Origin of the sequence: Bifidobacterium pullorum subsp. gallinarum (assembly GCF_000741215.1) — a bacterium.
GTDB classification, from domain to species: Bacteria; Actinomycetota; Actinomycetes; order Actinomycetales; family Bifidobacteriaceae; genus Bifidobacterium; species Bifidobacterium pullorum_B.
Genome location: NZ_JGYX01000005.1, coordinates 316772 through 341991 on the forward strand (window position 1 = coordinate 316772; position 25220 = coordinate 341991).

Below are 25220 nucleotides of genomic sequence, written 5' to 3' on the forward strand. Positions count from 1 at the left end.
GGAACGGGCCACGGCGAAGACCCTCATCCATACGCGCTGTCATGCGGAGGCTCGCCGCCGAACACGGCGGCCGTCAGCAGACGAATTCGCCGGTCAGCGAATCACGGCCGTCGCGGCGGATGACCACCGAGGACCGATCATCCAGCCGGCGCAGCTGCTGATCCGCGACCGCCGGGGGCACCAGCACGCGCAGCGCCCGGTCCATGGCCGTCACCCTCACCGGCAGATCACCCACGTATTCGCCGTCCGCCATCAGCATGGGCGGCATCGGGTATCCCTCGATGTGGGAGATCTCCACTTCGCGGACGCGGCGCCATCCGAACAGCGGGTGGGCAAGCAGCCGGCCGTTGTAGACGTTCGGCACGATCCGCGCGAGCTCCCCGAGCTTGGGCATGTGGTCGAGCCACACCAGGTCCAGCAGCCCGTCATCGAAACTCGCGTACGGGCAGACCTCGATGCCTCCGCCGATATGCCGCGAGTTGGCCACAGTCAGCAGCGGCGAGACGATGTCCCGCTCATCCACACGGCCGTCGGCCAGCACGGCACGGACATGGTATCCGTATGCCTTGAGCCGGGTCAGTTCCACCGCCACGGCGGCCAGGTACCGCAACGACCCGTTCGGCAGATGCGAATGGTTCGCCCGATCGTTGATGCTGGCGTCCACCCCGCAGGACAGCATGCCCGCATAGTAGCGGTCGATGGACGCGGATTCGCCGATGCCGGTCACATGCCCCATGTCCACATCAAGGGACGTGCCGCATGCGATCGCGCCCACAATGCCTTCGACCGCCGTCTCGATACGGTTCACCGGCAGCTCCAGTCCACGGGCGAAGTCGTTGCCAGACCCCACCGCCACGATGCCCAACGGCTTGCCGCTGCCTCCGATGGCGTTGGCGCCGAGCGCGATCATGCCGTCGCCGCCCACCACCACCAAGGCATCATAGAGTTCCGCGTGCTGCCGCGCGTTCGCCAACGACTCCTCGAAGCTGCCGCCGGTCAGATCCATGACGGCGAAGCCGTACCGTTCGCCCTCCCGGCCCAGCAGGTCGAACGCCCGCTCGTAGGCTTCCTCGCCATGACCCTTATCCGCGATGGGGTTGCCGATGCATGCCACCGTTCCGATCGTTTCTGCCATACCGTCACCTTATCCGATACCGGTGGTTCCACGCCAGTGTTTCACGGAATGTCGCACCGTTGCGGACCGGCACGGGATCGCCGTTCCACCCACGCCGCCACGGGAACGCCCGTGGGCGATCGGATCGTCACCGTCACATCCTCATCCTCGATGGTGCAGGACTCCAGCTGCGTATCCTGTGCGGAGGCGATTGTCCGCGCCGCCGCGCATGGGTCGGCGCCGCCCTCCAACAGCATCCGCGCCGCGGATACCGCGGCCGTGTCGGCCACGCCACGCGCCTTCGCCCCGGCGATCAGCACGGCGCCTCCCGCCGCAAGCGCCCCCATCAGCAGGGCGACCACCAGGATCAGCATGACGCCGGCCACCGTGCCCGACCCCTCGTCGCAATCGCCCCAACCGCGGCCACGACGCCACTTTCGTTCAACGGCCATGTATTTCGATTCGTCCACCATCAACACCCCTTTCCATCATCCACCGGATCGGCAGCGGCAACGCTGTCACTGTGCGACGCCGGTGGCCTCAGCCGTCACCACAGTGGGCAGCACACCCAGCGGATCAGGGATGACCGGGCAGGACACCGTGACGCTCACCGCTTCGCTGCCATACGTCACCGACACCGACGAGTCCGCTCCGGCCACAGCCTGGGCGGCTCCGACCGGGTCCGACTCGTCACCGGCGACGACGATCTCGCGAACGGCAACGGCCGCCGCATCCTGACAGCTCATCGATACCGTCACCGTACGGGCGAGCGCGATCAGTACCACGGCAACCAAGATGACGGCGGGGAGCACCACCGCGAATTCCGCGGTGACCGCTCCCTCATCCGCCGCCAGACGCCAGCCCCGCCACAGTCGATGGTTGCGCCGACGTTGCCCAGCGACTCCGAAGCGAATCCGCCAGGCACCACGCCGCCGATTCATCCGCTGGCTCATGCCACGTTCAACGCCTGCTTGACGATATCCGTCAGCAGGTTCTTCACCGTTCCGGATTTGAGAATCGCGACCAGCAGCGCCGCGAATCCGGTGGCCGCCACCAACACCACCGCGTATTCGGCGGTGGCCGCGCCCTCCTCCGGCTCCGCCGTCAACGTTCTCATCCGTGCGTCCAACAGGCAGATCCCGCGTTCCGCCCGCTCACGCCATCCCGCCACGCGTTCGCGCAACGGCACCGATATGCCGGTCCTCGCGCCGATGGCATCCGTCTGCTTGCTCATGATGTCCCCTTACGTAGTAGTGCGCCCGATCGGATGACCGGGTGCACACCACTATGGACCACAACGGATTCCGGCGCCATGGCATCCGGGCAATGTGGTCGAACGATACCGGGTTATCCACACCCCGGGCATGTCGTCCACCGATATTGTGGACGGATGGCTCATACCCAGGAACCGCATTCGCCGCCGTAGTGCCAATCACTAGGCACGGCCCATGGGAATAACCGGCGGCTCCGACATCCGCCATCATCAGGATGAACCGCGTGGCGCGTTCCACGGAAGCCGCCACAATGGCGGGTCAGAGGAACGACGCCACCGAGGGGATCACCCCGACACAGATGAACGCGGGCAGGAAGCACAGCCCGGTCGGCATCAGCAAACGGACGGACAGCTTCGCCGCGCGCCGTTCGATGTCGGCCCGTGCGGCCCCATCGACGCGTTCGATGGCGGCGGTCAATCGCTCCTCCGGCGAAGCACCGTACAGCCACGCGTCCTCCAACGCATCCCTGACCTGCCGGCAGCTCACCCCATGCCGCCGTTCCTGACCGCACGGCACCACCCACGCCTCATGCCATGGCACGCCGCGGCGCAGCCCATCCGCTACTCCGCACAGATCGCCGCCGAACTCCCCGCCAACCACCCTCCCCACCTCGTCCAATGCCGTAGGGATCGATGACCCCTGCCGAATCACCACGGCCAGCATCCCCATCACCGCAGTCACGGAGGGGTCCTCCCACACCCCCTCCGATGATCCGCCGTCCGGCAGCCGGCCATGGCGTCGCTCCAGCAGCATCCACGTCATGCAACCCATTGAGACCGCCGCGCCCCACATCCACCACCCCATCGTCATGAATCCCCCTCATCCTCGAACAAAGCGCGCAACCACACCAGACCAATCAGATAGCAGACCCCTCCCAATCCCAGACACGCCATCCCGCCAGCCGAACCGAGCAGGAACCCCACCGGGTCGCCTCCCAGCAGCATGCCCATCGCCACCGTGAGGAACGGCAACGCCGACAACAACCTGACCGTGGCCAACGGCATGGCGAAGGCGTTGCGGCGCAGGTCCTCCATCATGCGCAGCCGTCGATAGTCGTCGGCCACCACGTCGAGGCAACGCACCATCTCGCAGCCCGAACGCTCGCTCAGCCGACACGCGGCCGTGAACTCGAACGCCATCGACTCCACCTGCCGCATGGTCTCGTCACAATTCCGAGCACGCCGCAGCACCGCAACCATCCTGGCCACGGTAATGGACCGTGTGGCGAACGGATACCTTCCATGACTCCCCAATGCCTCCTGCACCGTCCCACCGCCGCGCAGGCGGCCACGGACCTGGGCGAGGAACTCCCCCATGCCCTCGCCCGTCGGTACACCGGCACCGGCGTTGCCCCCACCGCCGCAGGTCCGCCGCCGCAATCTGCATACCGCGCTTGGGCGCCATGCGGTGGCCACCGCGGCGGCAACCGCAACGGACGCGCACACGGCCCAGCCCGTCATGACCCCGCCGCCATCCATCGACGCCGGAACGGCTCCCATTCCGGCGCATACGCGGCGCGGCGGCCATCCCATGCGGCGATCGGCACGCCGGACAGGCTGCCGCGGTCATACACCAGGCAACCGATCTGGCCGATATACCGTCGGCCATTGCGCCGTTCCAGGTGCAGCACCACGTCGAAGGCACCGGCCATCAATATCGCCAACGCCTGGGGAGCCAATCCCGCCAATAGTCCCAGGGCTTCCATCCGCGCCGGCACACGGGCCACACCATCGGCGTGCAGGGTCGTCATACCGCCGTGATGCCCGGAGTTCAGCGCACGCAACAGATCGGCGATCTCCTCGCCCCGGCATTCGCCCAGCACCACACGGTCCGGACGCATACGCAACGTGGCCTTCACCAGTTCCGGCAATCCCACCGCGCCGGCCCCCTCCACATTGGCCTCGCGCGAGACCAGCGACACATGGTTCGCCAGCCCCAGCATGCCGAGCTCACGCACCTCCTCCACCGTTACGATGCGTTCGCTCGCGCCGCACTCGGCGAGCAGTGCCTTCATCAATGTGGTTTTGCCGGTGCCCGTACCTCCGGTGATCAGGATGGTCGCGCGCCTTGATACCAGCCCTCTGAGCAACGGCAGCCACGCCTCCGGCATAGCGCCCCGGACCGCCAACGATTCCAACCTGGGCACGCCGCATTCGGGGAAACGGATCGAGATCGCAGCGCCCTGTGGCACCAACGGCGCGATCACCGCATGCACGCGTATGCCGCCGGCGGTCGAGGCATCGGCGATCGGACAGGCATCGTCCAGCCGTCGGCCAAGCTGCGCGCACAGCTGCACGGCGTAGTCGCGCACGGTCTGCGGGGAGCGGAACGCCGCATGCGGATGAAACTCGTCCATCCCGTTGCCGCGATCAACCCACACACGCCCGTCACAGGTCACCGCCACATCGGTGATATACGGATCATGCGCCACATCCTCCAACGGCCCCAGCATCAATCGGTCATCCATCCCCACCCCCTCGGACCATCATCGACTCCACGCTGTCCGTCAGTCGCCGGATGGCACGACGGTTGCGGCCTCGGAGCGCGCGCAGCCCCAGCCCCTGGAGCATGTCGTCGTGCAGATGCCTGTCATAGCGCACACAGGCTTCGAGCGGCGCATCCAGATAGTCCTCGGCCTCCACGCCGCTCACCACGCCTTTGCCGCGCGCGCCATGGGGATGGACTCCAACCAGCAGCGTCCTCTTGCGGAGCGTACCGGGGACGCGCTCCAGCCAGACCTTGGCCCTGGCCAATCCCAATACCGACAGCTCCACCGCCACAACCTGAACCCCGGCCGCCACACCCGGCAACCGTTGCCCGAGAGGACCCCGCCCGGCATCCACCACCACCGTCTGGCTCGACTCGCACAGGGCGTGCAACACCGCCTCCACCTCCCACGAGCCCGGAGCATCGCCGCTCCATGGGTTGCATGCCAGCACACCGATACGCCCCCACTGCGGCAGCTCATGGACCAGCGCCCCGCCGTCGATACGTCCGAGCGGGGCCTCCACCGTTTCGAAGCGAAGCCCGGATTCCCCTTCCAGGCCGAGCAGTACATCGAGGCCGCCGCCGTCGAAATCGGCATCGACCAGGGTGCACCGGCGGTCGCGCCGGTCCAATTCGGCGGCCATCATGGCCGACACCGTGCTGGCGCCGAGCCCGCCGCTGACGGCCGTGACCGCGACCAGGTTGGCGCGCAATGTGGCGGTGGCCAGCGCCGTCGGACGAACGCCCCCGCCGCGGCCAGCGGACGGCAACGCCACGGCTGGGACCGTCCGGTGCCGCGCCTGCACGGCGACGTCCGTGGTCTTGTCCCGCCGGCTGCGCGGCGGTGATGTGGTTCCTGGTGTGATACGCATACGACGATTGAATGCCCTGCCCCGGCTCGTACTCAAGCCCGATGGGCCAATGTGGTCGAACGATGCCGGGTTATCCACACCGCCGGCGTGTCATCCACCGCGGCACCCCCATATGGCGTCCCATACGACAACACGGCATCCAAGCGATGTCTTCGAAGCCGTGTCGTCAAACGACCATGACGACACGGCATCCTAGGCATCGGTCAGAAGCCGTGTTGTCATGAACGTGCGACAACACGCCTTCGAACGGTCATGGGGCTAACGGTCAGGGGTTATAGGCCATGGGCCGACGGCCTGCACACATAACGAAAAGACCCGCCGAAGCGGGTCTTCCGACAAGTCCAACAACGGCGGAATCGCAACACAACATCATCGTTGTAACGGTAAGTCTTTCCAATGCCCGTTCAACGTAACAGTCCTTTGTGACCATACACTTTTGTGGGCTTCCACCTGTTCAGTTGTCCTTGTACTTGCCATTATGCTCGGCGCTGCGCCAGGCGCAACCCGAAAACCACGAATGTGTTCTTTTTTGCCGAAGTGTTCTGCAACCGAACATCGTCACGCCCTCCATGAGAGGTCCTGCGACTATCGAACGGGTTCCGATGTTCATTTCTGTTCGCATCGCCGCAGCGCGGCGTGTCGCAGCGCCGTCCTGCGGCCCGATCGCCCAACCATGCCCCCAACGAGACAGTTTATGTAAACAGCGGTTGAATTCTTGCGTTTTCGCGTGCGCCGCAATCGTTGTCATCCTAAAGTAGAGGACTATGGCACAGATATTCGACGCATCATCGAAGGCGATCCTGCGCAGCCAAATCGCTGAGCACATCGCCGAAACCGATAAGGACGACAGGCGCGAGGCTCGCGACGGCGAGGCCCCGCTGCCCGATGACCGCTTCTTCGAGCGTGAGCTGAGCTGGCTCAAGTTCAACTGGCGTGTAATGGAGCTCGCCCAGGACGAAAGTTTGCCGCTGATCGAACGCGCCAGCTTCGCCGCGATCTTCGCCTCCAACCTGGACGAATTCTTCATGGTCCGTGTGGCCGGCCTGAAGCGCCGCATCGATACCGGCATCGCCGTAACCTCCTCCAGCGGACTGAGCCCACGCCAGCTGCTCCGTTCCCTGAGCGAGCAGGCGCACGTCATGCAGGACGAGCACGCCCACTACGTGGTGGATACGTTGCTGCCGGCCCTGGCCGACGAGCGCATCGTGCTGCTCAACTGGGACCAGCTGAGCACCTCCGAACAGGAGCGTCTGTCGCGCTACTACCGTCAGCAGGTGTTCCCGGTCCTGACCCCGCTGGGCGTGGACCCGGCCCACCCGTTCCCGTACGTCTCCGGCAAGTCGCTGAACCTGGCCGTCATCGTGGAGAACCCCACGTCCGGCAAGTCGCACTTCGCTCGCGTGAAGATTCCGGACAACCTCAACCGTCTGGTGCCGGTCGACGACCGCACCGACGAGGAGGGCGCCGAGGAGCGCTACGGCTTCATCACGATGGAGAACCTGATCATCGCGCACCTGGAGTCGCTGTTCCCGGGCATGATCATCAAGGAGGCCCGTTCCTTCCGCGTGACCCGTAACGAGGACATCGACGTGGAGGAGGACGACGCCGAGAACCTGCTCAACGCGATGGAGAAGGAGCTGCTGCGCCGCCGCTTCGGACCGCCGATCCGCCTGGAGATCTCCGACGCGACCAGCCCGTTCCTCTCCCAGCTGCTCGCCGACCAGCTCGGCGTGACCAGCGACGAGGTGTACCGTCTGCCGGCCCCGCTGGATATGACCGTGCTGTTCGAGCTCGGTGGCATCGACCGTCCGGACCTGAAGTACCGTCCGTTCGTGCCGACCACGAACCGCCAGATCGCCGAGGTCGAGTCCAGCCGTGCGCAGGACATCTTCGCCGCGATCCGTCAGCACGACATCCTGCTGCACCACCCCTACGACTCGTTCTCGACCTCCGTGCAGGCGTTCCTGGCGCAGGCCGCGGCCGACCCGAAGGTGCTGGCCATCAAGCAGACGCTGTACCGCACCTCGAGCAAATCCCCGATCATCGACGCGCTGATCGACGCCGCCCACGCCGGCAAGCAGGTGCTGGCGCTGGTCGAGATCAAGGCGCGATTCGACGAGGACGCGAACATCGCCTGGGCACGCAAGCTCGAACGTGCCGGCGTGCACGTGGTCTACGGCATCGTGGGCCTGAAGACCCACTGCAAGATCTCGCTGGTGGTCCGCCAGGAGGCCGACGGTCTCAAGCGGTACTGCCATGTGGGCACCGGTAACTACAACCCGAAGACCGCGCGCCAGTACACCGATCTGGGCCTGCTGACCTGCGACCCGGTGGTCGGCCAGGACCTGACCCGCCTGTTCAACCAGCTGTCGGGCTACGCGCCGAAGTCGAGCTTCCACCGCCTGCTGGTGGCGCCGCGCACCATCCGCACCGGCCTGATCCAGCGCATCCGCCGCGAGGAGGACGCCGCACGCGCCGGCAAGGAGGCGTGGATCAAGATCAAGGTCAACGCGATCGTGGACGAGAAGACCATCGACGCGCTGTACCGCGCCAGCCAGGCCGGGGTCAAGATCGACATCGTGGAACGCGGCATCTGCGCGCTCAAGCCGGGCGTGCCGGGACTGAGCGAGAACATCCGCGTCCGCTCGATCCTCGGCCGGTTCCTGGAGCACAGCCGCATCTACGCCTTCTGCAACTCCGACGGCCCGCAGATCGGCGAAGGTCCGGTCTCCGGCCCCGAGGTGTGGATCGGTTCCGCCGACCTCATGCACCGCAACCTGGACCGCCGCGTCGAGGCGCTGGTGCGCATCACCGACCCGGATCAGATCAACGAGCTGATCAGCTACGTCGATCTGCAGATGGCGGACAGCACCGCCTCCTGGCATATGCAGCCGGACGGCACCTACATCCGCCACTCCCGCGACGAGGAGGGCCGTCCGCTGGTCGACAGCCAGGACTACCTGATCAAGCGTCATCAGCGCCGTCCGCGCGGCAACAGCTGACGCCGTATTCCGCATACCGCACGATGGCCGGCCCCACGGGGTCGGCCATCGTCGTTTCTTAAGAAAACTACGTAGCCGCAACCCGGGAGTGACCTACAATGAGAGGAATGGGAAACAAAGTCAGACGAGTCGTGGAAGCGGCGGGCGGCATTCTCTACCGTTGGCGCGAAACGCCGCCGAACGCATCCGATTCCCCGGAACATGACCTCGACAACCTCCAGGTCTGCATCGTCCACCGTCCCAAATACGACGACTGGAGCTGGCCGAAGGGCAAACTCGATCCCAACGAGTCGCATCGCCACGCCGCGGTCCGCGAACTCGGCGAGGAAACCGGCACCACCGTGGAGCTCGGCCCATACCTCGGCGAGGTCGAATACCCGTTGTCCGAAGAGGGCAAGAAAACCCGGCGGTCTAAGGACCGTACCGTCGACACCAAGCACGTCATGTTCTGGATGGCGCGTCCGGTCGAGGCCGTGGACGCCGAACACCTGATCGACGCCTTCGGCCCCGTGCACCGCGCCGACGTCGGCGAGATCGACGGCATCAGCTGGATGTCGGTACGCGAGGCGCGGCGCATCCTGACCCATTCCACCGACAAGGACCTGTTGGCGATCTTCGTGGACCGCGTCAGGGAAGGCGCCGCTCGCTCGCACGCGATGATCATCGTGCGGCACGGCAAGGCGGAGGCCCGCAAAGTATGGAAAGGCACCGACGCGAACCGCCCGATCACCCCTCGCGGCGCGGCCTACGCCTTCGCCCTGAACCGCGAACTCGCCTGCTACAACCCGACACAACTGGCCACGTCGCCGTGGATGCGCTGCCAGGAAACCCTGCAGGTGCTCTCCTGGCAGACCGACCGCCCGATGAACCACGTGGACGAGCTGACCGAAGACGCCTTCGCGGAGGACCCCGACGCAACATGGCGGCGGTTCCTGCAGGAGATCCAAGACACCCTCAACAACCGTCGCAACACGGTCATCTGCATGCATCGTCCGGTCATCGGGGGCATGTTCGACCACCTGCGCGGCATGTGCGCCACCAAGCTGCTCGGCAAACGGCTCATCGCCAAATCCCCGTATATGCCCACCGGTAACGCCGTGGTACTGTATGTCATCGATTCACCCAACGGTCCCCGCATCATCGACATCCAGAAGGTGGCCCCCATTGTCTACTAGCGCACTGCACTACGGTTCCGGTTCGATCCTGCCCAGCCGCTCCGGGTTCGCCGCCTCCACGGGCGGCGCGCGGCCGGCGCGCCCCGGTCAGCTCAGCCAAGGGCTGCTGGACGGCCTGGCGGGCGGCGCCGATCCCGAAACGATTCGCGAGCTCAGCCATACCTCCGCGGCGGCCCTGCTCGACCGGGTCCATCACACCGAGGACCCGGAAGTGGTCGCACGCGTGCTGACGCTGGTCGACCACGAGGGCGTGGACGTCATCGCGGAGCTGTGGAGCCACGCGGAGCCCGACTCGCTGCCGGGGGTGCTGTGGCGGCTGTACCTGCTGCGGACGTGGATGCGCAAGCGGACGACCGCGATCGCGCAGCTGTGGCGGCTGGGCGAGCCGACCGTGACCTCGGCCTCGGTGATTGCGGGCGTGAACCAGGCCCCCACCGAAGAGGACATCGCGGCCACCGCCGATTCGATTCTGGCCGGTGCGTTCACGGGTGATTTCGCCGTGGCGTTGGACCGTGCGGCAGTGTTCACCGACGTGGTGGCCAACGGGCTGCGGCTCCAGGCGCACCGGATGGTGGCGGGTTACGGCCCCGACGCCGCCGCATCGGACGAGGAGAAAGCGGCGCGCACCAAGGCCGCGCGCCTCATGCACACGGCCGCCAACCTGATGAGCACCGCCAAGGTGTTCCATCACGGCGCCGCGCTCTGGCGCCACGGCAAGCTCGAATAATCCGGCGTGGCATACGACGCGAGCCTGTACAATGTAGATTCGCGCCGGACCGTGCTTAAGCCCCGGGCTCCATTTGTTGCCGCCGCGAGCGGCGTTTGCGCCGACAGGCGCTTTCACGGTTCGGCGCTTCGCCTAATCTTCTATCGCGTGGAATCGCGGCGCACCAAATCGAACGAGGTCACGTATTTGCGCGCCGGTTCCGACGACCCCTCGATGCGCGCAATCAGCATATCCACCGCGTGGCGTGCGTAATCGTCCACGTGCGGGTCGATCGTCGTCAATCCAGGCATGCAGTACTCGGCATCCGGCACGTTGTCGAACCCGATGACCTGCATATCCTGCGGCACGCGCACACCACGCCGCTGCAGCTCATGGATCACCCCGATGGCGAGTGCGTCGTTCAGGCACATGACCGCATCCGGACGCGGCACATCCGGATCATCCAGCAGTCCAGCCACGGCGTCCCGGCCGCCGGACTGCACCCACGTGGCGTTACGTACCAGCCGCCAATCGACCTGCAGGCCTCGCTCCTCATGGGCCAGCACATATCCGCGGGTACGCATCGTGCTGGTGGTCTCGGGCAACGGCTCGCGGTCGGCGTCCGGGCACGCGTTCTCCGCGGTGCCGCCGATCAACGCGATCCTGCGGCATCCCGAATCCAGCAGCGACCCCACCGCGGTACGCACGGCCTCCACGTTCGGCATCGTGACCCAATTGGCCAGCCCCTGCGTATCGTAATCGCCCACAATCACCAACGGATACGGCTGATGCAGTATCGTGCGGTCCACGATCGGCGAGCCCATGAAGAAGATCCAGCCGTCCGCGGCCAGCTTCTTCGTCTCCGGAATCGCCTGTGCCAAGCCGCCGGCGCTGTTGTAGGTATCAGTGATCACCGCGTACCCGCGGGAACGTGCCGCCGCCACGATGCTGTCGGCGAGATAGGGCATGAACGGCTGGGAGAAATCGGTGATGGCCAGTCCGATGAGCTTCGTACCGCCGGTTTTCATGGCCCGGGCGGACACGTTGACACGGTATCCGAGGCGTTCGATGGCATCCTGGACACGCTGGCGCGTCTCCGGGCGCATACTGCCGGTGTTGTTCAGCACATTCGACACCGTCTTGATGGAGACGCCCGTCTCGCGCGCCACGTCGGTGATGGTCACCCGTTTCGCCACAGCACCCCTCTCGTCGTACCATCGGGCATGTTCCGCACGGTTCAGGCGGAACGCCCGTCTGATTCCAGCATAACGCGTTTTCCCCAGCCGGCCCGTTCCCTTCCGCCCGGCCCGGGGAGCAGGGCCGTGCGATCCGTCCTTCTCCGGAACGGACCGCGCGGCCCATCGCGTCACTTGACGTGCAGGGCGGTCCAGCTCACCGGCGGCAGAGAGACGCGGACCACGCCGGACTCGGCATCGTACATGGCCGACCCGTTGGCGTGCGGGGTCACACGGTTCTGGTCGTCGAGCGTATTCGCGGCGAACAGATCGTCGTCGTGCAGCGTCTGCGCCTCGACGGATGCCGGCTGCGCGCCGTCCTGCAGCCTGATCTCGAACTCGGCGGTCGCCTCGAGCGAACGGTTCACCGCAAACACGGCGAGCGAGCCGTCGGCGCAGCGCACGGCCACGGCGTTCACGCCGTCGACCTCGCCATAGCGCGGCGTATCCACCGTGCCGGCGGACAGCTTCGGCTCCAGCACGGTGCCGCCCTTGGCCAGGCGCGCGGTCACGGAGAACGGGTGGAACGTGGTCTGGCGCCAGGCCGGGCCGCCCGGCTCCGTCATGATCGGGGCGATGACGTTGACCAGCTGCGCCAGACTGGCGGCATGCACACGGTCGGCGTTCTTCAACAGGGTGATCATCAGGTCGCCGAACACCACGGCATCGGCGGCGGTATAGATGTCTTCGAGCAGGCGCGGGGCCACGGGCCAGTTGCCGATGCCTTCGGGGGTCTTGCTCGGCTCCTCGCCCTGATACCAGACGTTCCACTCGTCGAAGGAGATGTACACGTCGTGCGTGCTCTTCAGGTGGGCCTTCGTGGCGTCGATGACGGCGGCGACGTCCTTGATGAAGCCGTCCATGTCCACGCCGGAGGCCAGGAAGCTGGCCATGTCGCGCGTGCCGTCCTCCTTGAAGAACGGCTGGTAGTAGGCGTGGCAGGAGATGAAGTTCACGTTCTCGTAGGTCTTCTCAAGAACGGTCTGCTCCCATTTGCCGAAGGTGGGCATGCCGTGGGCGGAGGAACCGCAGACCACCAGCTCCACGTTCGGGTCGATCTGGCGCATGCCGGCGGCCACGGAGGCGGCGAGCGTGCCGTAATCCTCGGCGGACTTGTGGCCGAGCTGCCACGGGCCGTCCATCTCGTTGCCCAGGCACCACATGCGGATATCGAACGGCTTGTCGGCGCCGTTGGCGCGGCGACGTTCGGAGAGCTCGGTGCCGCCGGGCACGTTCGCGTACTCCAGCAGGTCGAGCGCCTCCTCCAGACCGCGGGTGCCGAGGTTCACGGCCTCCATCAGTTCGTTGCCACCGGTGGCCTCAAGCCATTCGGCCATCTCGTGCAGGCCGAACTCGTTGGTTTCGGTGGAATGCCAGGCCAGATCCAGACGGCGCGGGCGGCTCTCCTTGGGGCCGACGCCGTCCTCCCAGCGGTAGCCGGACACGAAGTTGCCGCCCGGGTAGCGGATGGTGGTGGCGCCGAGTTCCTTGACCAGGTCGATGACGTCCTTGCGGAAGCCGTGTTCGTCGGCGGTCGGGTGGTCGGGCTCGTAGATGCCGGTGTACACGCAACGGCCAAGGTGCTCGACGAACGAGCCGAACAGACGATTGTTGACCGGGGCGACCTCAAAATCGTCATCGACGACGAGACGTGCGGTCAGATGGTCCTGCTGGGGCATGGGGTTCCTTTCTACATATCTGCATACGCTCTGCATACGTGACACGTATCCATACAACGATGTACCGCGGAGGCGCGGGCAACCGGGGACATCCGCGTGACAGCCACCAGTGTAGTACAACCTTGCACTGACTGCCGGAAGACGTGTCGCAGAGTCGGCTGAGGCCCTTCCGGTGCACCATCACCGCGCCACTGCTACAAAAGGACCTCTTAGACCTCATCAACGGGTCCAAATGACGCACTGGCACCATAAAGCTGCCGCAAAAGGACCCCGAGAAGCCGCTTTACGGTCCCATCTGACGCAAAATCACCGTGAATATGCAGCAAACGGACCACTCAGCAGCACGTCTTAGTCCCATCGCACGCAGAATCACCGCCCACATGCGCCAAAAGGAACTCCAGAACGTCCCATCCGTCAGGCCACAGGGCATGGCATCGGGATACGACAGGGGGCCGCGAACCGTGCGATGACGGTTCGCGGCCCCCTGACATGCCATTAGGCCGCCCGGCTCGCGCCGGCTGTTCGGTCTGCCGGTTCAGCCCTCGCGCTTGGGCGCCTGGCTGGCCACGCGGGTCAGGCGCGGCGGGCGGCGCGTGGACACGAACAGCGGCTGCACCTCAACCAGCGGGTTGTACGGCGCCAGGCCGAACCACTTGACCGGGGAACCGGCCACGCGGCGAATCGCGTACTTGATCTGCAGCGAGAGGGCGCCACGGCCGGAGACCTTCGATTCGGGCATCAGCGCCTTGTGGATCACCACGTAGCGGATGGTGCCGATGCCCGGATCGGCGTCAAGCTTCGGGTAGATCGACTGCTGGTTCGGCAGTTCGCCGGTCTTCTCCAGATCGTGCATGATCTGATGCAGGTAGGCCGGGATGGACTGCGAGACCTTGAAGCCGAGGCGGATGCGCACACGGAACAGGTAGTCGGTACCGAAGCTCTCGACCGAATACTCGCGGGTGAACGGCTCGTCGGTGGTCTCGACGGCCACCGCCCACCATGCGCGGGCGCGCTTGGGGTGGTCGGCGAAGATCGAGAAGAAGATGTCCGTATCGAGACGCTTCAGATCCGGATCGCTGGTCAGGTAGACGATGTTGTCCGCGAACCGGTGGATGCGGCTGTCGTCGTGCAGCTTGTCCAGCGCGGGGAGGAAGTCCTTCGGCATCATGTGCCGACGCTGCGAGCGCTCCAGCTTGGTGCCCTCATTCCACGTGTACATGACCATGAGAATCGCCAGCGTGAGCAGCAGCGTGAACCAGCCGCCATGCAGGAACTTGGCCATCGAAGCGGCGAAGAACAGGACCTGGATCGCCAGGAACACGATGGTGAACACAACGGCGCCGAACTTGTTGCTGCGGTGCCACAGGTAGATGCCCAGCAGGATCGTGGTGGTGATCATCGTGATGGTCAGCGCCAGGCCGTAGGCCGCCGAGATATGTTCCGAATCGCGGAACAGCAGCAACACGGCCAGCGTGGCCACGCACAGCACCACGTTGACGACCGGAATGTACAGCTGGCCGCGGGTACGGGCAGGGTAACGGACCTGCAGATGCGGCATCCAGTTGAGGCCGGTGGCCTCGGAGACCATGGTGAACGCGCCCGTAATCAGCGCCTGGGAGGCGATGATGCCGGCGGTGACCGACAGCACGACGGCCACATAGCGCACGTTCGGATCCATCATCTGGAAGAACGGGTTGATCCCCTCGGCGTCGGCCAGTTCGGGGTTGTTCTGGTTGCGCAGCATCCACGCGCCCTGGCCGAAGTAGTTGAGCACCAACGCCACCTTGATGAACGGCCAGGTGAAGTAGATGTTGCCGCGGCCCACGTGGCCCATATCCGAGTACAGCGCCTCGGCGCCGGTGGTCGAAAGGAACACGGTGCCCATCAGTGCCAGTCCGGCGGCGTTATTCGGGCTGAACAGGAACTTGATGCCGTAGTACGGGTTGAGCGCGGCGAGCACGGACCAGTCGTTGCCGATGGCCACCACGCCGACGATCGCCAGGAACGCGAACCAGACCATCACCACCGAACCGAAGACCTTGCCGATCGATTCGGTGCCGCGCGACTGCACGGCGAACAGGATCACGATGATCACCGCGGTGATCATCATCGTCAAATCCTTATTCTCGGTGAACAGATGCTCCAACGCCGGCAGCGTCTTCAGGCCTTCGACGGCGGACGAGATCGACACGGCCGGCGTCAGCACCGAGTCCGCCAGGAACGCCGCGCCGCCGAGCATGGCCGGTATGACGAGCCATGCGCCGTATTTGCGAATCAACGAGTACAGGGCAAAGATGCCACCTTCGCCGTTGTTGTCGATGCGCATGGCGATCAGCACGTACTTGACCGTGGTGATCAGCGTGATCGACCAGAACACCAGCGACAGCATGCCCAGCACCGCCTCACGACCGGTGTTGGCCAGGCCGCCCTGACCGGACAGGAAGGTTTGCGCGGTGTACAGGGGCGAGGTGCCGATGTCGCCGTAGACGACGCCGAGCGCCACGATGGCCATGCCGAGGCTGACCTTATCCGGACTGGACTGCAGTTTGCACCACCAGCGACCGATCGGACCGCGGGCGGCGACCTTGTCGAGCTTCTCGGCCTCCTTGCGTTCGGCCTCCTGCTGCTTGGTGATTTCCTCGCGCTCTTCCTTGGTCAGCTTGCTGCGCGAGACCTTCGGCGCGTTAGTGAATGAATCCGCCCTGAGCAGGGCTTGATCGGGTTTCTCGGCATTTCGATTAGCCGGGGAGGCACCGTTACGTTTCCCGGACTGCTTCCCGTTCTGCGACGACCCACGCTGACGTGATTCCGCCATAGTACATATCCTCCATCGCCGGGGACCTTCCCCGCACGCGAGTTTCTCTCACTAGTACGAGAAACGGCGCCGATTTTCGACGCCGCTTCCCTGCACTGTTGGATAGTCTATACGGTTCCTTCACCATTGGCGAATCGAATTGTGAAGACGACCCCGAAAACCGTTGTCCCGCAACGTCTTCCGAGCTTCGGCAACACACCGCGCCCATATGTGAAGAAGCCGTCGGCGGGACGACGGGAACCCATCGTTCGCCGACGGCGCCTGCACCGTGGGCGTCGAAACCGACGACGCACCCGTGCGTCTGACCGCCGATTACGAGCTGGTCGTGCGCGAATCCACGCGACGGCAGACGGACACCCATCCGCCTCGCCTCGGAAAAACGTTACAAAACCACCCTCCATGTATGCGAAAAGCGTTACAACAGACATTCTCCGCTGTCGGAAAAACGTTACAATAGAGACACACCAAACGCAGAAAAACGTTACAAGCGAGGTGACGACATGCTGTACCGCAATGCATGGGAGCAGCTTGAGACTTGGCGAACCGGCAATACCGCGGCCAGAAAACATGGCCGGCACACCAAAGCCCTGATGATCACCGGCGCACGCCAGGTCGGAAAAACCACACTGGTAAGGGAATTCGGAAGCCGACATTACAAGCGCCTCGCGGAATTGAACTTCCTCACCGACCCGGTAGCCGCCACCGTCTTCGACGGGGCCCTCGACGCGGACAGCGTGACGGCCAATCTCACCGCCTATCTCAAAACGACGCTTCCCCCTGGCGAGACACTGGTCCTCCTTGACGAGATACAAGAATGCCCACGAGCGCGAACGGCCATCAAATTCCTCGTGGAGGACGGACGATTCGATTACGTGGAGACCGGATCGCTGCTCGGCGTGCGAACGAAGGAGGTCCCTTCATACCCGGTGGGTTTCGAGGAATCCTTCCGCATGTATCCGTTGACCTTTGCCGAATACTGTCTGGCCAACGGCGTACCCGAGTCCACCCTGACCATGCTCCGGGAGCATTTCGATACGGCCACCCCCGTCAGCGACGCCATACACAACACCATGCAACGACTGTTCATGTCGTATATCGTGGTCGGAGGCATGCCGGAGATTGTGCAACGCTACGTCGACACCCATGACATAGCCCAGGTCGTTGATTTGCAGCACAATCTGCTCGACCTCTACCGCATCGACATCACGAAATACGCCGACAAAACCGACATGCCGAAGATACGTGCCATCTTCGACGCGGTGCCCGCACAGCTCGACGACCGCAATCGCCGGTTCGTCCTCGCGGACCTTGGCAAGACCGCACGCCAAAACCGCTACGCCAGCAGTTTCCTCTGGTTGGCCGACGCAGGCGTGACCCTGCCCTGCTACAACGTCACCGCTCCCACCGTGCCGCTGCAGGCAAACCGCAAATACAGCCTGTTCAAACTGTTCCTTGCGGATACGGGCCTGCTCTGCGCCTCGTCGATGGAGAACGTGCAGTTCGCCATTCTCAACGGTCAGATCGACATCAACATGGGGGCGATCGCGGAAAACGTGGTGGCGCAGGAACTGGCGGCGAACGGATTCGCCCTGCATTATTTCCACACCAAACGCCTGGGAGAGGTGGACTTTGTGGTGCAAACCGGGAATGCGGTGCTGCCCATCGAAGTCAAATCAGGCAGGGACTGGACTCAACATACGGCGCTGGACAACGTCATGGCCGTGCACGAGTGGAATCTTGACCGCGCACTCGTGCTATGCAACGGCAACCTCAGCCAAGACGGCAATGTGACATATCTGCCGTTGTACATGACGATGTTCATCAAGCCGCAGCAGCAGCCGGCAAGTATGCCGTTCGAGATAGACCTCAGCGCGTTGCGGTAACCGCTCACACCCCGTACACGGTGCGGGTCACGCGGCGTGTGGCGCGTGCGACCTCGGCCACCGGCAGATCGAACACGTCCGCCAGCGCGGCCAGCGTGTAGGGGATCATGTACGGGGCGTTCGTCCGGCCGCGGTACGGCATCGGTGCCAGGTACGGCGCGTCCGTCTCCACCATCACATGGTCGAGGCCCACAATGCGCGCCGACTCGCGGATGCCGTCGTTGCCCTTGTAGCTCACCGTGCCGGACATGCTCAGGTACCAGCCGTGCTCGCGAGCCACCTTGGCCATTTCCGCGTCGCCCGAATAACTGTGGAACACGGTGAATTCCGGGGCGCCGTCCGCCAGCAGCGTCTCGATGACCTCGCGGTGCGCGTCGCGGTCGTGGATCTGCATCGGCAGGTTCAGCTCCTTGGCGAGCGCGATATGGTCGCGGAACGCCTGACGCTGCAGTTCACGCGCCGAACCGCCGGTGCGGAAGAAGTCCATGCCGGTCTCGCCGATGGCCACCACCTGCTCGGGGTAGGCGACGGCCAGCCGGTGCACCTCGGCGAGCGCCTGGTCGAAGGGCACGTCGTGATGCGGCTTGTACTTGAGCTCCAACCCGTCCGGCCCGGGTACACCGCGGTGCCCGTGCAGCACCGACTCGTTGGGGTGGATGGCCAGAGCCGCGTGCACCACACCCGGATGGTCCAGGGCCATCTGCACGGCCGTCATCAGATCCGGCAGCTCGCAACCGGAGTCGATGACGCCTTCGATGCCGACAGCCGCGGCCTGGTCAAGCAGCTCGCTGACGCTGTAGACGGGAACCGGCGGCTGCCTCTTCATCTCCGCCTCGTGGCTCATCGCCTTGGAGAAGGGGACGACGGAGGCGACATGCGTATGGTTGTCGATGGTCCGGGCGTCTTCGGGCAGCGGCTCGGGGGCCGGTGCCCAGCTGCGGTCGCGGTGATGCTTGCTCATGGTTCCCCAGTGTAGCCGGGAGGGGGTTCGCACTACCTCGCGATTCAAATCAGGAGGCCTTGATTTTCCTTGCCTCCGTTTCCGAAAGTCGAGGTAGTGCAAACCTCAGTTGGGTATCACTTCAACGCAATGACCGTGAACGACCACGCCGGCGCCTCGTACATGCCGGATGCCAGATCACACGGCCGTTCGACCGGGCGAGTCGGCGCCTCCTCACCGCGAACACCCGCATATGGATTGTCGGCAGTCAACACGGTTGCCATGGCGGAAGCGCGAGATGCGGCGGGAATGCCCAGTGCATCAAGGGTCTGCGACAAGCCTACCGACACAGGTTCGGCCATCGCGTTGACGATGCGCAGGTAGGTCACGCCGGCCGCTGAATCCCGGGCAACGGCCACCGTACGCCGCGGTTCGTCCAGCTCCTCCTGTCCCGAGGCGATCGGCTTGCCATCGACACTCAACTCCATACCGGCACCACGGTCGGTCACCTTGACCTGCACGTGCCAAGTGGTGCCCGGACGCACCATATCCATGGAGACCTCGGTGCCGACGAGGGTGGATCCGCATCCCTCGCGCACCAGCTGCAGCTCGAAACTGCGTCCGAGCGAGACAACGTTATGGTCCGGACCGTCCACATCGCCCATGTGCACCTGCACGCCCCACATGCCCTCGTGGTAGGTCACGGTCATGTCCACCGTGTACGAGTCGGCTTCGAGCGCCAACCCGGTCACGACCGGCCCGTTGCCGCGATACGCGATGTCCGGCAGTTCGACTCGTTCCCCGGTATCGGTGGTGACGACGATGTCCGTGAGGTCCGCACTCGCGCCGCCTGTGACGGACAGGCCCACCGTGCGCGGCAGTTCCCGGCGGAACAGGACATCGCCGTCCACGACGACCGGCCATGCCGTGTCGGCCGTGGTGGTGGCGAACATGCGCTGCACCCAATAGTTGTAGGTAGGGAACACACGCTCGTTGTCGAAATAGATGAGATCGGGGTCCCAGCTGTTATGGCCGTTCTTACAGAACAGCGGCGCGTACGAGGCCATCGCCACCACGTCGCCGTTGGCCTCCATCCGGCCCATGACCGCGGCCTCGGCCAAACCGTTGATCAGCCGCGTGTCCCAGGAACCGTATTCGCCCAGGTAGATCCTCGAACCATTCCGGTCGGCGTGGTCGTAATGGTCGAGGTGATGGAACCACCAGCTGGGCGAACGGTAGGAGTGCTCGTCCACGATCGGGATTCTCAGTTCGCGGGCGATGCGCCATCCCTCGTCGTAATCGCGGCCGCTCGGGTCGGGGCCGACCGTGCCGACGATGGTGATCTCGGGATGCGCGGCACGCACCGCGTCATAAATACGACGGAACCGGTCCTCGAAAACGGGATCGATCCGGTCCTCGTTGCCGATGCCGAGGTATTCCAACCCGAACGGCTCCGGATGCCCCATTGCGGCGCGCTTCGCCGCCCACGCGTTGGTCTCGGAGTCCGCATTGCAGAAGTCGATCAGGCCGATGACGGAGTCGATGTAGCCGGGCATGTCCTCGTCGGCGATGGGCACCGGCCCCTGGCTGGTGTTCTGGCAGCTCACGCCGGCGGGCAGCACCGGCAGCGGCTTCGCGCCGATCGTCTCGCACAGCCGGAAATACTCGTAGAAGCCGATGCGAAAGCTCTGATGATAGCCCCAGACGTTGAAGTTGTGGGGACGGTGTTCGACTGGGCCGATCGTGCGCTCCCACCGATACATGTTGTCCAATCCCAGGCCGTGGGTGATGCAGCCGCCAGGAAACCGCATGAACCGCGGATGCAGCTCGTCAAGCGCCTGCACCAGATCGGGGCGGCAATGCTTCAACCCCTTGTAAGTGGTCGTCGGCTCGCAGGAGACGAAGTCCACGTCCACCACGCCGGCATCCCGGAACAGCACCCGCAGCGTGCCCTGCGTCGCGATGACTCCCCGCGACCCCCTATCCGTCGGCCCATCGGCGGCCGTCGTCGGGGAGGGAACGGACAGCGTCGTCTCGTATTTCGCCCACGATTCGCCGGTCACGGACAGTTCGGCGTCCGCCACCGACTCGCCGTCGTCACCCGCCAGCGCCACATGCACCGGCATCGCGCCGCCGGACATCGAACGCGCCCACATGGAGAACCGGTAGGTCTCCCCGGCGCGGAACACCATGCCGTCGAACCCGGTGTTCTCCAGGCCGACCGGGCCGCCCGCCACGGAACGGATCTCGATGCGCGCATGATGGGGGTTCTCCTCCGCCACCGATGTCACGGTCCGCACGCCGAACGTGGCGAACGAGCCGGATGGCACCAGCTTGCGCCACGCCGTGTAGTTACTCCAATCCGGATGATCGGCGCGAGAGTATTCGAACGCGCCGTTCTGGACGAGTTCGCTGGCCAGACCGCCGTCGGCCGACGATGAGATGTCCTCGAAGAAGATGCCCCACAGGTCGGTGCTGATTCGGCGGGCGGCGGAGGTGTCCACGGTTGCGGTCAGGGTGTCGGTCATCAGAGCTCCTTTGCGGGGATGTGCAGAATCGGGTCGGGCTGCGGTCGGCGCCGGCGCGACGCGGCGTCGGTATGGCGACGGCGTTCGGGACAACGTTGTATCGTCGGCCTAGTGTAGACCACGGCGACACAACACGCTAATCGATTCAATCATTGTCGTACGGCATGCCGTATCCGCCGCGGACCGCGGGGCGGCGCGATATACCATGGAGCCGGAGCCGTTTGGAAGGAGATGCCATGGTCACGCTCGACGATGTCGCCGCACGCGCCGGCGTCTCACGCATGACGGCGTCGAACGCGCTCCGGGGCAAGACGATCGTGCGCCCGGAAACGGCTCGCAAGGTCATCGCGGCCGCCGAGGAGCTCGGCTACCACCCCAACCTTGCGGCGCGCCAGCTCAGTTCGGGACGCACCCACGTCATCGGTCTGACCGTCGCCGACTTCGACCTGATCTTCCCCGCCGCCCTGGCCGCGGCCATCTCCGACCGGGCCCAGACGCTCGGATACCAGGTCATCGTGCAGCAGACGCGGTTCTCGCACGACTTCGAACGCCGCATGCTGTCCAGCGCCACCAGCCAGATCTGCGACGGCACGATCATCTGCTGGCCCAGTTCCGCCTCCGCCGAGATGGAGACCTTCGCCCGCACCCACCCGCTGGTGCTGCTGGACGGGTTCGGCCTGGAAGGGCGCTGCGACTGCGTGTTCACCCCCTGCGCCGAAGGCATGGCGGCGGCGATGCGGCATCTGATCGAGCATGGCTGCCGCAGGGTGCTGATGCTCGGCGGCAGCTATCTGCCGCCGGAACGGTTCGCGGAGGCCGACACCTCCGAACGACGCCGTATCTGGGGTGCGGCCGAAGGACTACTGTCGAACGGCCTGCCGTACCGCGCCGACGACGTCTACCCCTGCGGCTGGACGCGTGAGGCGGGGTACCGCCGCATGCGGGCCATCCTCGAGGAACGCCGCGACTTCGACGGCGTCTGCTGTCTGAACGACCCGATCGCGATCGGCGCGCTCACGGCGCTGACCGACGCCGGGATCCGCGTGCCGCAGGATGTGGCGGTCATCGGGTTCGATGGCGTGGAGGACGGCCGATATCTCTCCCCCGGTCTGACGAGCGTGGCCATCGACCCGAGGCAGGCCGCCGAGGTCTGCCTGGATCTGCTCATCGAACGCATCGGACAGCGGCCGGACGTCCCCACGGATGACGGAACCGCACCGCCGCGGACGATCACCCTCGGGTACCGGCTCGAATCGCGCGGCAGCGGTGAACGCCTGTGATTCGCAGGCGCACCCCTTGATATCGCCGCCCAAGCCACACGTGCTTGCCGCACCGAAATTTTAGCGCTACAATTCACGTGACAACAGGGAATGCATCCCGCGCATCCCGGCGGAGCAGCATCGCCCCGACCGCATAAACCCGCGGACGCATTCCACCCAACACAGCGAAGGAGCTTCCATGACCATCACCTCGCCATTCACCGCCGCCGACGGCGCCCTGACCTGGGTCGGCGACGGCGAAACCGTCCGCATCGAACCATGGGGCGCGAACAGCATCCGCGTCCGGGCCCGCTTCATGCAGCCGATCGCCGACGCCGACTGGGCGCTGCTGCCGCCGCCCGCCGACGCCCCCGCACCGACCATCGTCATCGCCGATGACGGCTCCCAGGCCTCCCTGACCAACGGAGGCATCACCGTGACCGCGCGCATGCCCCGTTGGGACGGCCGCTGCGAGCTCACGTTCACCGACGCCGACGGCACCGTGCTGTTCAAGGAGGCCGACGACGGCGGCGCGTTGCGGCTCAAGTCGCGCAAGTACGAGCCGCTGCCCGGCGGCGGCGTCCGCACCACCGTCACATTCGACGCCGACCCACATGAACACCTGTACGGCATGGGCGAATACCAGCAGCCCGTCATGGACCTCAAGGACACGACCCTGGAACTGGCGCACCGCAACTCGCAGGTGTCGGTGCCGTTCGTCGTCTCCTCGAAGGGCTACGGCTTCCTGTGGCACAATCCGGCGGTCGGCCGCGCCACGTTCGCCAAGACCGGCACGCAGTGGCAGGCAGCGGCCTGCGACCAGATCGACTACTGGGTCACCGCCGGCGACTCCCCGGCGCAGATCGAGCGCCAGTACGCCGACGCGACCGGCCACGCGCCCGTCATGCCCGAATGGGGCCTGGGCTTCTGGCAGTGCAAGCTGCGCTACTGGAACCAGGAGCAACTGCTCGAGACCGCGCGCGAGTTCAAGCGCCGCGGCATCCCGATCGACCTGATCGTCATCGACTTCTTCCACTGGCCGCTGATGGGCGACTTCCGGTTTGACGAGGAGTTCTGGCCCGACCCGAAGGCCATGACCGACGAGCTGCACGAGATGGGCATCAAGCTCATGGTCTCGGTCTGGCCGCAGATCGATCTGGAATCCGAGAACTACGACGAGATGCGCGCCCACAACTACCTGGCGCACGTGACCTCGGGCAAGGATGTAGGCATGTGGTGGCCGCGCGACAACCAGTTCCTCGACGCCACGAATCCGGAGGCGCGCGCCTTCGTGTGGGGCCTGGCCAAGCGCAACTACACCGACATGGGCGTCGACGCGTTCTGGCTGGACGAGGCCGAGCCCGAATGGGGCGGCGACTACGACTACGACCACTACCTGTTCCATATCGGCCCGGTGAACAAGGTCGGCAACGTGTACCCGCAGCTGTACAACAAGACGTTCTACGACGGGCAGCTGGAGATCGGCCGCGAGGGCGACATCGTGAACCTGACGCGCGCCGCCTGGGCCGGCTCGCAGCGCTACGGTTCGCTGGTGTGGTCGGGCGACGTGCACTCGACGTTCGACGATCTCAAGGCGCAGATCACCTGCCAGGTGCATATGGGCATGGCCGGCATCCCGTGGTTCACCACCGACATGGGCGGGTTCGCGGGCGGCGACCCGAACGACCCGGACTTCCGCGAGCTGTACGTGCGCTGGTGCCAGTTCTCCTGCTTCTCGCCGGTGATGCGCAACCACGGCGACCGTTCGCCCGCCACCAAGGTGCCCGGCAAGCCGACGTTTGATCGCAAGGGCAACCCGATCGACCACATCCACACCGGCGCGGACAACGAGCCGTGGAGCTACGGCGAGGACGTCGAGCGGATCGTGTGCAAGTACATCGCCGTCCGGGAGGCGATGCGCCCGTATACGCGCGACCTGTTCGCGCAGGCGCACGCCGACGGGCAGCCGGTCGCCCGCGGCCTGTTCTACGAGTTCCCGGACGACGAGGCCGCAGCCGACGTGGCCGACGAGTATCTGTTCGGCCCGGACCTACTCGTGGCACCCGTCACCGAACTCGGCGCGCGCTCGCGCGAGGTCTATCTGCCGGGCGACGAGTCGACCACGTGGACGAATCTGCACGACGGCGCCGAGTACGCCGGCGGCAGGACTGTCACGGTCGACGCGCCGCTCGACGTGCTGCCGCTGTTCGCCCGCAACGGCGCCGATCACGCCCTGAACGGCATGATCTGA

General features: G+C 65.4%; 20 protein-coding genes. 6 read left to right on the forward strand and 14 right to left on the reverse strand.

Features of this window, described 5'->3' with window-relative positions:
* Positions 1-73: 73 nt before the first annotated feature.
* The 9 genes from BIGA_RS07075 to BIGA_RS09935 all read right to left on the reverse strand — a co-directional run bounded on the left by BIGA_RS07075 (position 74) and on the right by BIGA_RS09935 (position 6495).
* Positions 74-1135: a diacylglycerol/lipid kinase family protein gene (locus tag BIGA_RS07075; RefSeq protein WP_033507074.1), complete on the reverse strand. Its 1062-nt coding sequence runs from the start codon at positions 1133-1135 to the stop codon at positions 74-76.
* 41 nt (positions 1136-1176) lie between these two features.
* Positions 1177-1587 (reverse strand): Rv3654c family TadE-like protein, encoded by a 411-nt coding sequence (locus BIGA_RS07080; protein ID WP_051917154.1) that lies wholly within the window; start codon positions 1585-1587, stop codon positions 1177-1179.
* A 45-nt stretch (positions 1588-1632) separates the two neighbouring features.
* Positions 1633-2067: a TadE/TadG family type IV pilus assembly protein gene (locus tag BIGA_RS07085; RefSeq protein WP_237744076.1), complete on the reverse strand. Its 435-nt coding sequence runs from the start codon at positions 2065-2067 to the stop codon at positions 1633-1635.
* A complete protein-coding gene (locus BIGA_RS07090) occupies positions 2064-2348 on the reverse strand; it encodes a DUF4244 domain-containing protein (protein WP_033507072.1) in 285 nt (94 codons plus the stop codon). Before BIGA_RS07090 ends, BIGA_RS07085 begins: the two co-directional genes overlap by 4 nt.
* Positions 2349-2646: 298 nt before the next feature.
* Entirely contained in the window at positions 2647-3159 is a 513-nt protein-coding gene (locus tag BIGA_RS07095; RefSeq protein WP_237744077.1) for a type II secretion system F family protein, read from the reverse strand.
* Positions 3160-3194: 35 nt separating this feature from the next.
* Entirely contained in the window at positions 3195-3848 is a 654-nt protein-coding gene (locus BIGA_RS07100) for a type II secretion system F family protein (protein WP_161786263.1), read from the reverse strand.
* Positions 3845-4855, reverse strand: a complete 1011-nt coding sequence (locus BIGA_RS07105) for a CpaF family protein (protein ID WP_051917155.1) — start codon at positions 4853-4855, stop codon at positions 3845-3847. Before BIGA_RS07105 ends, BIGA_RS07100 begins: the two co-directional genes overlap by 4 nt.
* Positions 4848-5747 carry a P-loop NTPase gene (locus BIGA_RS07110; protein ID WP_152596009.1) on the reverse strand — a complete coding sequence of 300 codons (900 nt, stop codon included), beginning with the start codon at positions 5745-5747 and terminating at the stop codon, positions 4848-4850. The genes BIGA_RS07105 and BIGA_RS07110 overlap by 8 nt, the downstream gene beginning before the upstream one ends.
* Positions 5748-6201: 454 nt before the next feature.
* Positions 6202-6495 carry a hypothetical protein gene (locus BIGA_RS09935; protein ID WP_152596008.1) on the reverse strand — a complete coding sequence of 98 codons (294 nt, stop codon included), beginning with the start codon at positions 6493-6495 and terminating at the stop codon, positions 6202-6204.
* Between the two features lie 16 nt (positions 6496-6511).
* Between BIGA_RS09935 and BIGA_RS07115 the strand changes: the two genes are divergently transcribed.
* The 3 genes from BIGA_RS07115 (at position 6512) to BIGA_RS07125 (ending at position 10651) form a co-directional block, all read left to right on the forward strand.
* Positions 6512-8749 carry an RNA degradosome polyphosphate kinase gene (locus BIGA_RS07115; protein WP_033507068.1) on the forward strand — a complete coding sequence of 746 codons (2238 nt, stop codon included), beginning with the start codon at positions 6512-6514 and terminating at the stop codon, positions 8747-8749.
* A gap of 107 nt (positions 8750-8856) precedes the next feature.
* Positions 8857-9924, forward strand: coding sequence for an NUDIX hydrolase (locus tag BIGA_RS07120; protein ID WP_033507066.1), 1068 nt, complete (start codon positions 8857-8859; stop codon positions 9922-9924).
* Positions 9925-9928: 4 nt separating this feature from the next.
* Positions 9929-10651 (forward strand): hypothetical protein, encoded by a 723-nt coding sequence (locus BIGA_RS07125; protein ID WP_033507125.1) that lies wholly within the window; start codon positions 9929-9931, stop codon positions 10649-10651.
* Between the two features lie 140 nt (positions 10652-10791).
* On the opposite strand, the gene BIGA_RS07130 is transcribed toward BIGA_RS07125, so the two are convergent.
* The 3 genes from BIGA_RS07130 to BIGA_RS07140 form a co-directional block, all read right to left on the reverse strand.
* Positions 10792-11826, reverse strand: a complete 1035-nt coding sequence (locus BIGA_RS07130; protein WP_033507064.1) for a LacI family DNA-binding transcriptional regulator — start codon at positions 11824-11826, stop codon at positions 10792-10794.
* A gap of 170 nt (positions 11827-11996) precedes the next feature.
* Positions 11997-13544: an arabinosylfuranosidase ArfA gene (gene arfA, locus BIGA_RS07135; RefSeq protein WP_033507062.1), complete on the reverse strand. Its 1548-nt coding sequence runs from the start codon at positions 13542-13544 to the stop codon at positions 11997-11999.
* Between the two features lie 535 nt (positions 13545-14079).
* The gene (locus BIGA_RS07140; RefSeq protein WP_081929554.1) at positions 14080-16359 is read right to left on the reverse strand and encodes a KUP/HAK/KT family potassium transporter; all 2280 of its coding nucleotides are present in this window, start codon (positions 16357-16359) and stop codon (positions 14080-14082) included.
* A gap of 500 nt (positions 16360-16859) precedes the next feature.
* On the opposite strand from BIGA_RS07140, the gene BIGA_RS07145 reads away from it, so the two are divergent.
* On the forward strand, positions 16860-18242 hold the full coding sequence (locus BIGA_RS07145; RefSeq protein ID WP_033507061.1) for an ATP-binding protein: 1383 nt from the start codon (positions 16860-16862) through the stop codon (positions 18240-18242).
* A gap of 4 nt (positions 18243-18246) precedes the next feature.
* On the opposite strand, the gene BIGA_RS07150 is transcribed toward BIGA_RS07145, so the two are convergent.
* Together BIGA_RS07150 and BIGA_RS07155 are read right to left on the reverse strand one after the other, a co-directional pair.
* Positions 18247-19203, reverse strand: coding sequence for a TatD family hydrolase (locus BIGA_RS07150; RefSeq protein ID WP_033507059.1), 957 nt, complete (start codon positions 19201-19203; stop codon positions 18247-18249).
* A gap of 116 nt (positions 19204-19319) precedes the next feature.
* On the reverse strand, positions 19320-21710 hold the full coding sequence (locus tag BIGA_RS07155; protein WP_033507058.1) for an alpha-L-arabinofuranosidase C-terminal domain-containing protein: 2391 nt from the start codon (positions 21708-21710) through the stop codon (positions 19320-19322).
* Between the two features lie 236 nt (positions 21711-21946).
* Between BIGA_RS07155 and BIGA_RS07160 the strand changes: the two genes are divergently transcribed.
* Both BIGA_RS07160 and BIGA_RS07165 read left to right on the forward strand, forming a co-directional pair.
* Positions 21947-22990, forward strand: a complete 1044-nt coding sequence (locus BIGA_RS07160) for a LacI family DNA-binding transcriptional regulator (protein WP_033507056.1) — start codon at positions 21947-21949, stop codon at positions 22988-22990.
* A 178-nt stretch (positions 22991-23168) separates the two neighbouring features.
* Positions 23169-25220 carry a glycoside hydrolase family 31 protein gene (locus BIGA_RS07165; RefSeq protein ID WP_033507054.1) on the forward strand — a complete coding sequence of 684 codons (2052 nt, stop codon included), beginning with the start codon at positions 23169-23171 and terminating at the stop codon, positions 25218-25220.

Excerpts from the sequence above, each read along its gene's own strand:
- BIGA_RS07155 (WP_033507058.1), bottom strand. The coding sequence starts at position 21,710 with ATGACCGACACCCTGACCGCAACCGTGGACACCTCCGCCGCCCGCCGA.
- BIGA_RS07080 (WP_051917154.1), bottom strand. The coding sequence starts at position 1,587 with ATGGTGGACGAATCGAAATACATGGCCGTTGAACGAAAGTGGCGTCGT.
- BIGA_RS07160 (WP_033507056.1), top strand. The coding sequence starts at position 21,947 with ATGGTCACGCTCGACGATGTCGCCGCACGCGCCGGCGTCTCACGCATG.
- BIGA_RS07085 (WP_237744076.1), bottom strand. The coding sequence starts at position 2,067 with ATGAGCCAGCGGATGAATCGGCGGCGTGGTGCCTGGCGGATTCGCTTC.
- BIGA_RS07165 (WP_033507054.1), top strand. The coding sequence starts at position 23,169 with ATGACCATCACCTCGCCATTCACCGCCGCCGACGGCGCCCTGACCTGG.
- BIGA_RS07150 (WP_033507059.1), bottom strand. The coding sequence starts at position 19,203 with ATGAGCAAGCATCACCGCGACCGCAGCTGGGCACCGGCCCCCGAGCCG.
- BIGA_RS07095 (WP_237744077.1), bottom strand. The coding sequence starts at position 3,159 with ATGGGTTGCATGACGTGGATGCTGCTGGAGCGACGCCATGGCCGGCTG.
- BIGA_RS07140 (WP_081929554.1), bottom strand. The coding sequence starts at position 16,359 with ATGGCGGAATCACGTCAGCGTGGGTCGTCGCAGAACGGGAAGCAGTCC.
- BIGA_RS07115 (WP_033507068.1), top strand. The coding sequence starts at position 6,512 with ATGGCACAGATATTCGACGCATCATCGAAGGCGATCCTGCGCAGCCAA.
- BIGA_RS07145 (WP_033507061.1), top strand. The coding sequence starts at position 16,860 with ATGCTGTACCGCAATGCATGGGAGCAGCTTGAGACTTGGCGAACCGGC.
- BIGA_RS07120 (WP_033507066.1), top strand. The coding sequence starts at position 8,857 with ATGGGAAACAAAGTCAGACGAGTCGTGGAAGCGGCGGGCGGCATTCTC.
- BIGA_RS07105 (WP_051917155.1), bottom strand. The coding sequence starts at position 4,855 with ATGGATGACCGATTGATGCTGGGGCCGTTGGAGGATGTGGCGCATGAT.
- BIGA_RS07100 (WP_161786263.1), bottom strand. The coding sequence starts at position 3,848 with ATGACGGGCTGGGCCGTGTGCGCGTCCGTTGCGGTTGCCGCCGCGGTG.
- BIGA_RS09935 (WP_152596008.1), bottom strand. The coding sequence starts at position 6,495 with ATGACAACGATTGCGGCGCACGCGAAAACGCAAGAATTCAACCGCTGT.
- BIGA_RS07090 (WP_033507072.1), bottom strand. The coding sequence starts at position 2,348 with ATGAGCAAGCAGACGGATGCCATCGGCGCGAGGACCGGCATATCGGTG.
- arfA (WP_033507062.1), bottom strand. The coding sequence starts at position 13,544 with ATGCCCCAGCAGGACCATCTGACCGCACGTCTCGTCGTCGATGACGAT.
- BIGA_RS07110 (WP_152596009.1), bottom strand. The coding sequence starts at position 5,747 with ATGCGTATCACACCAGGAACCACATCACCGCCGCGCAGCCGGCGGGAC.
- BIGA_RS07075 (WP_033507074.1), bottom strand. The coding sequence starts at position 1,135 with ATGGCAGAAACGATCGGAACGGTGGCATGCATCGGCAACCCCATCGCG.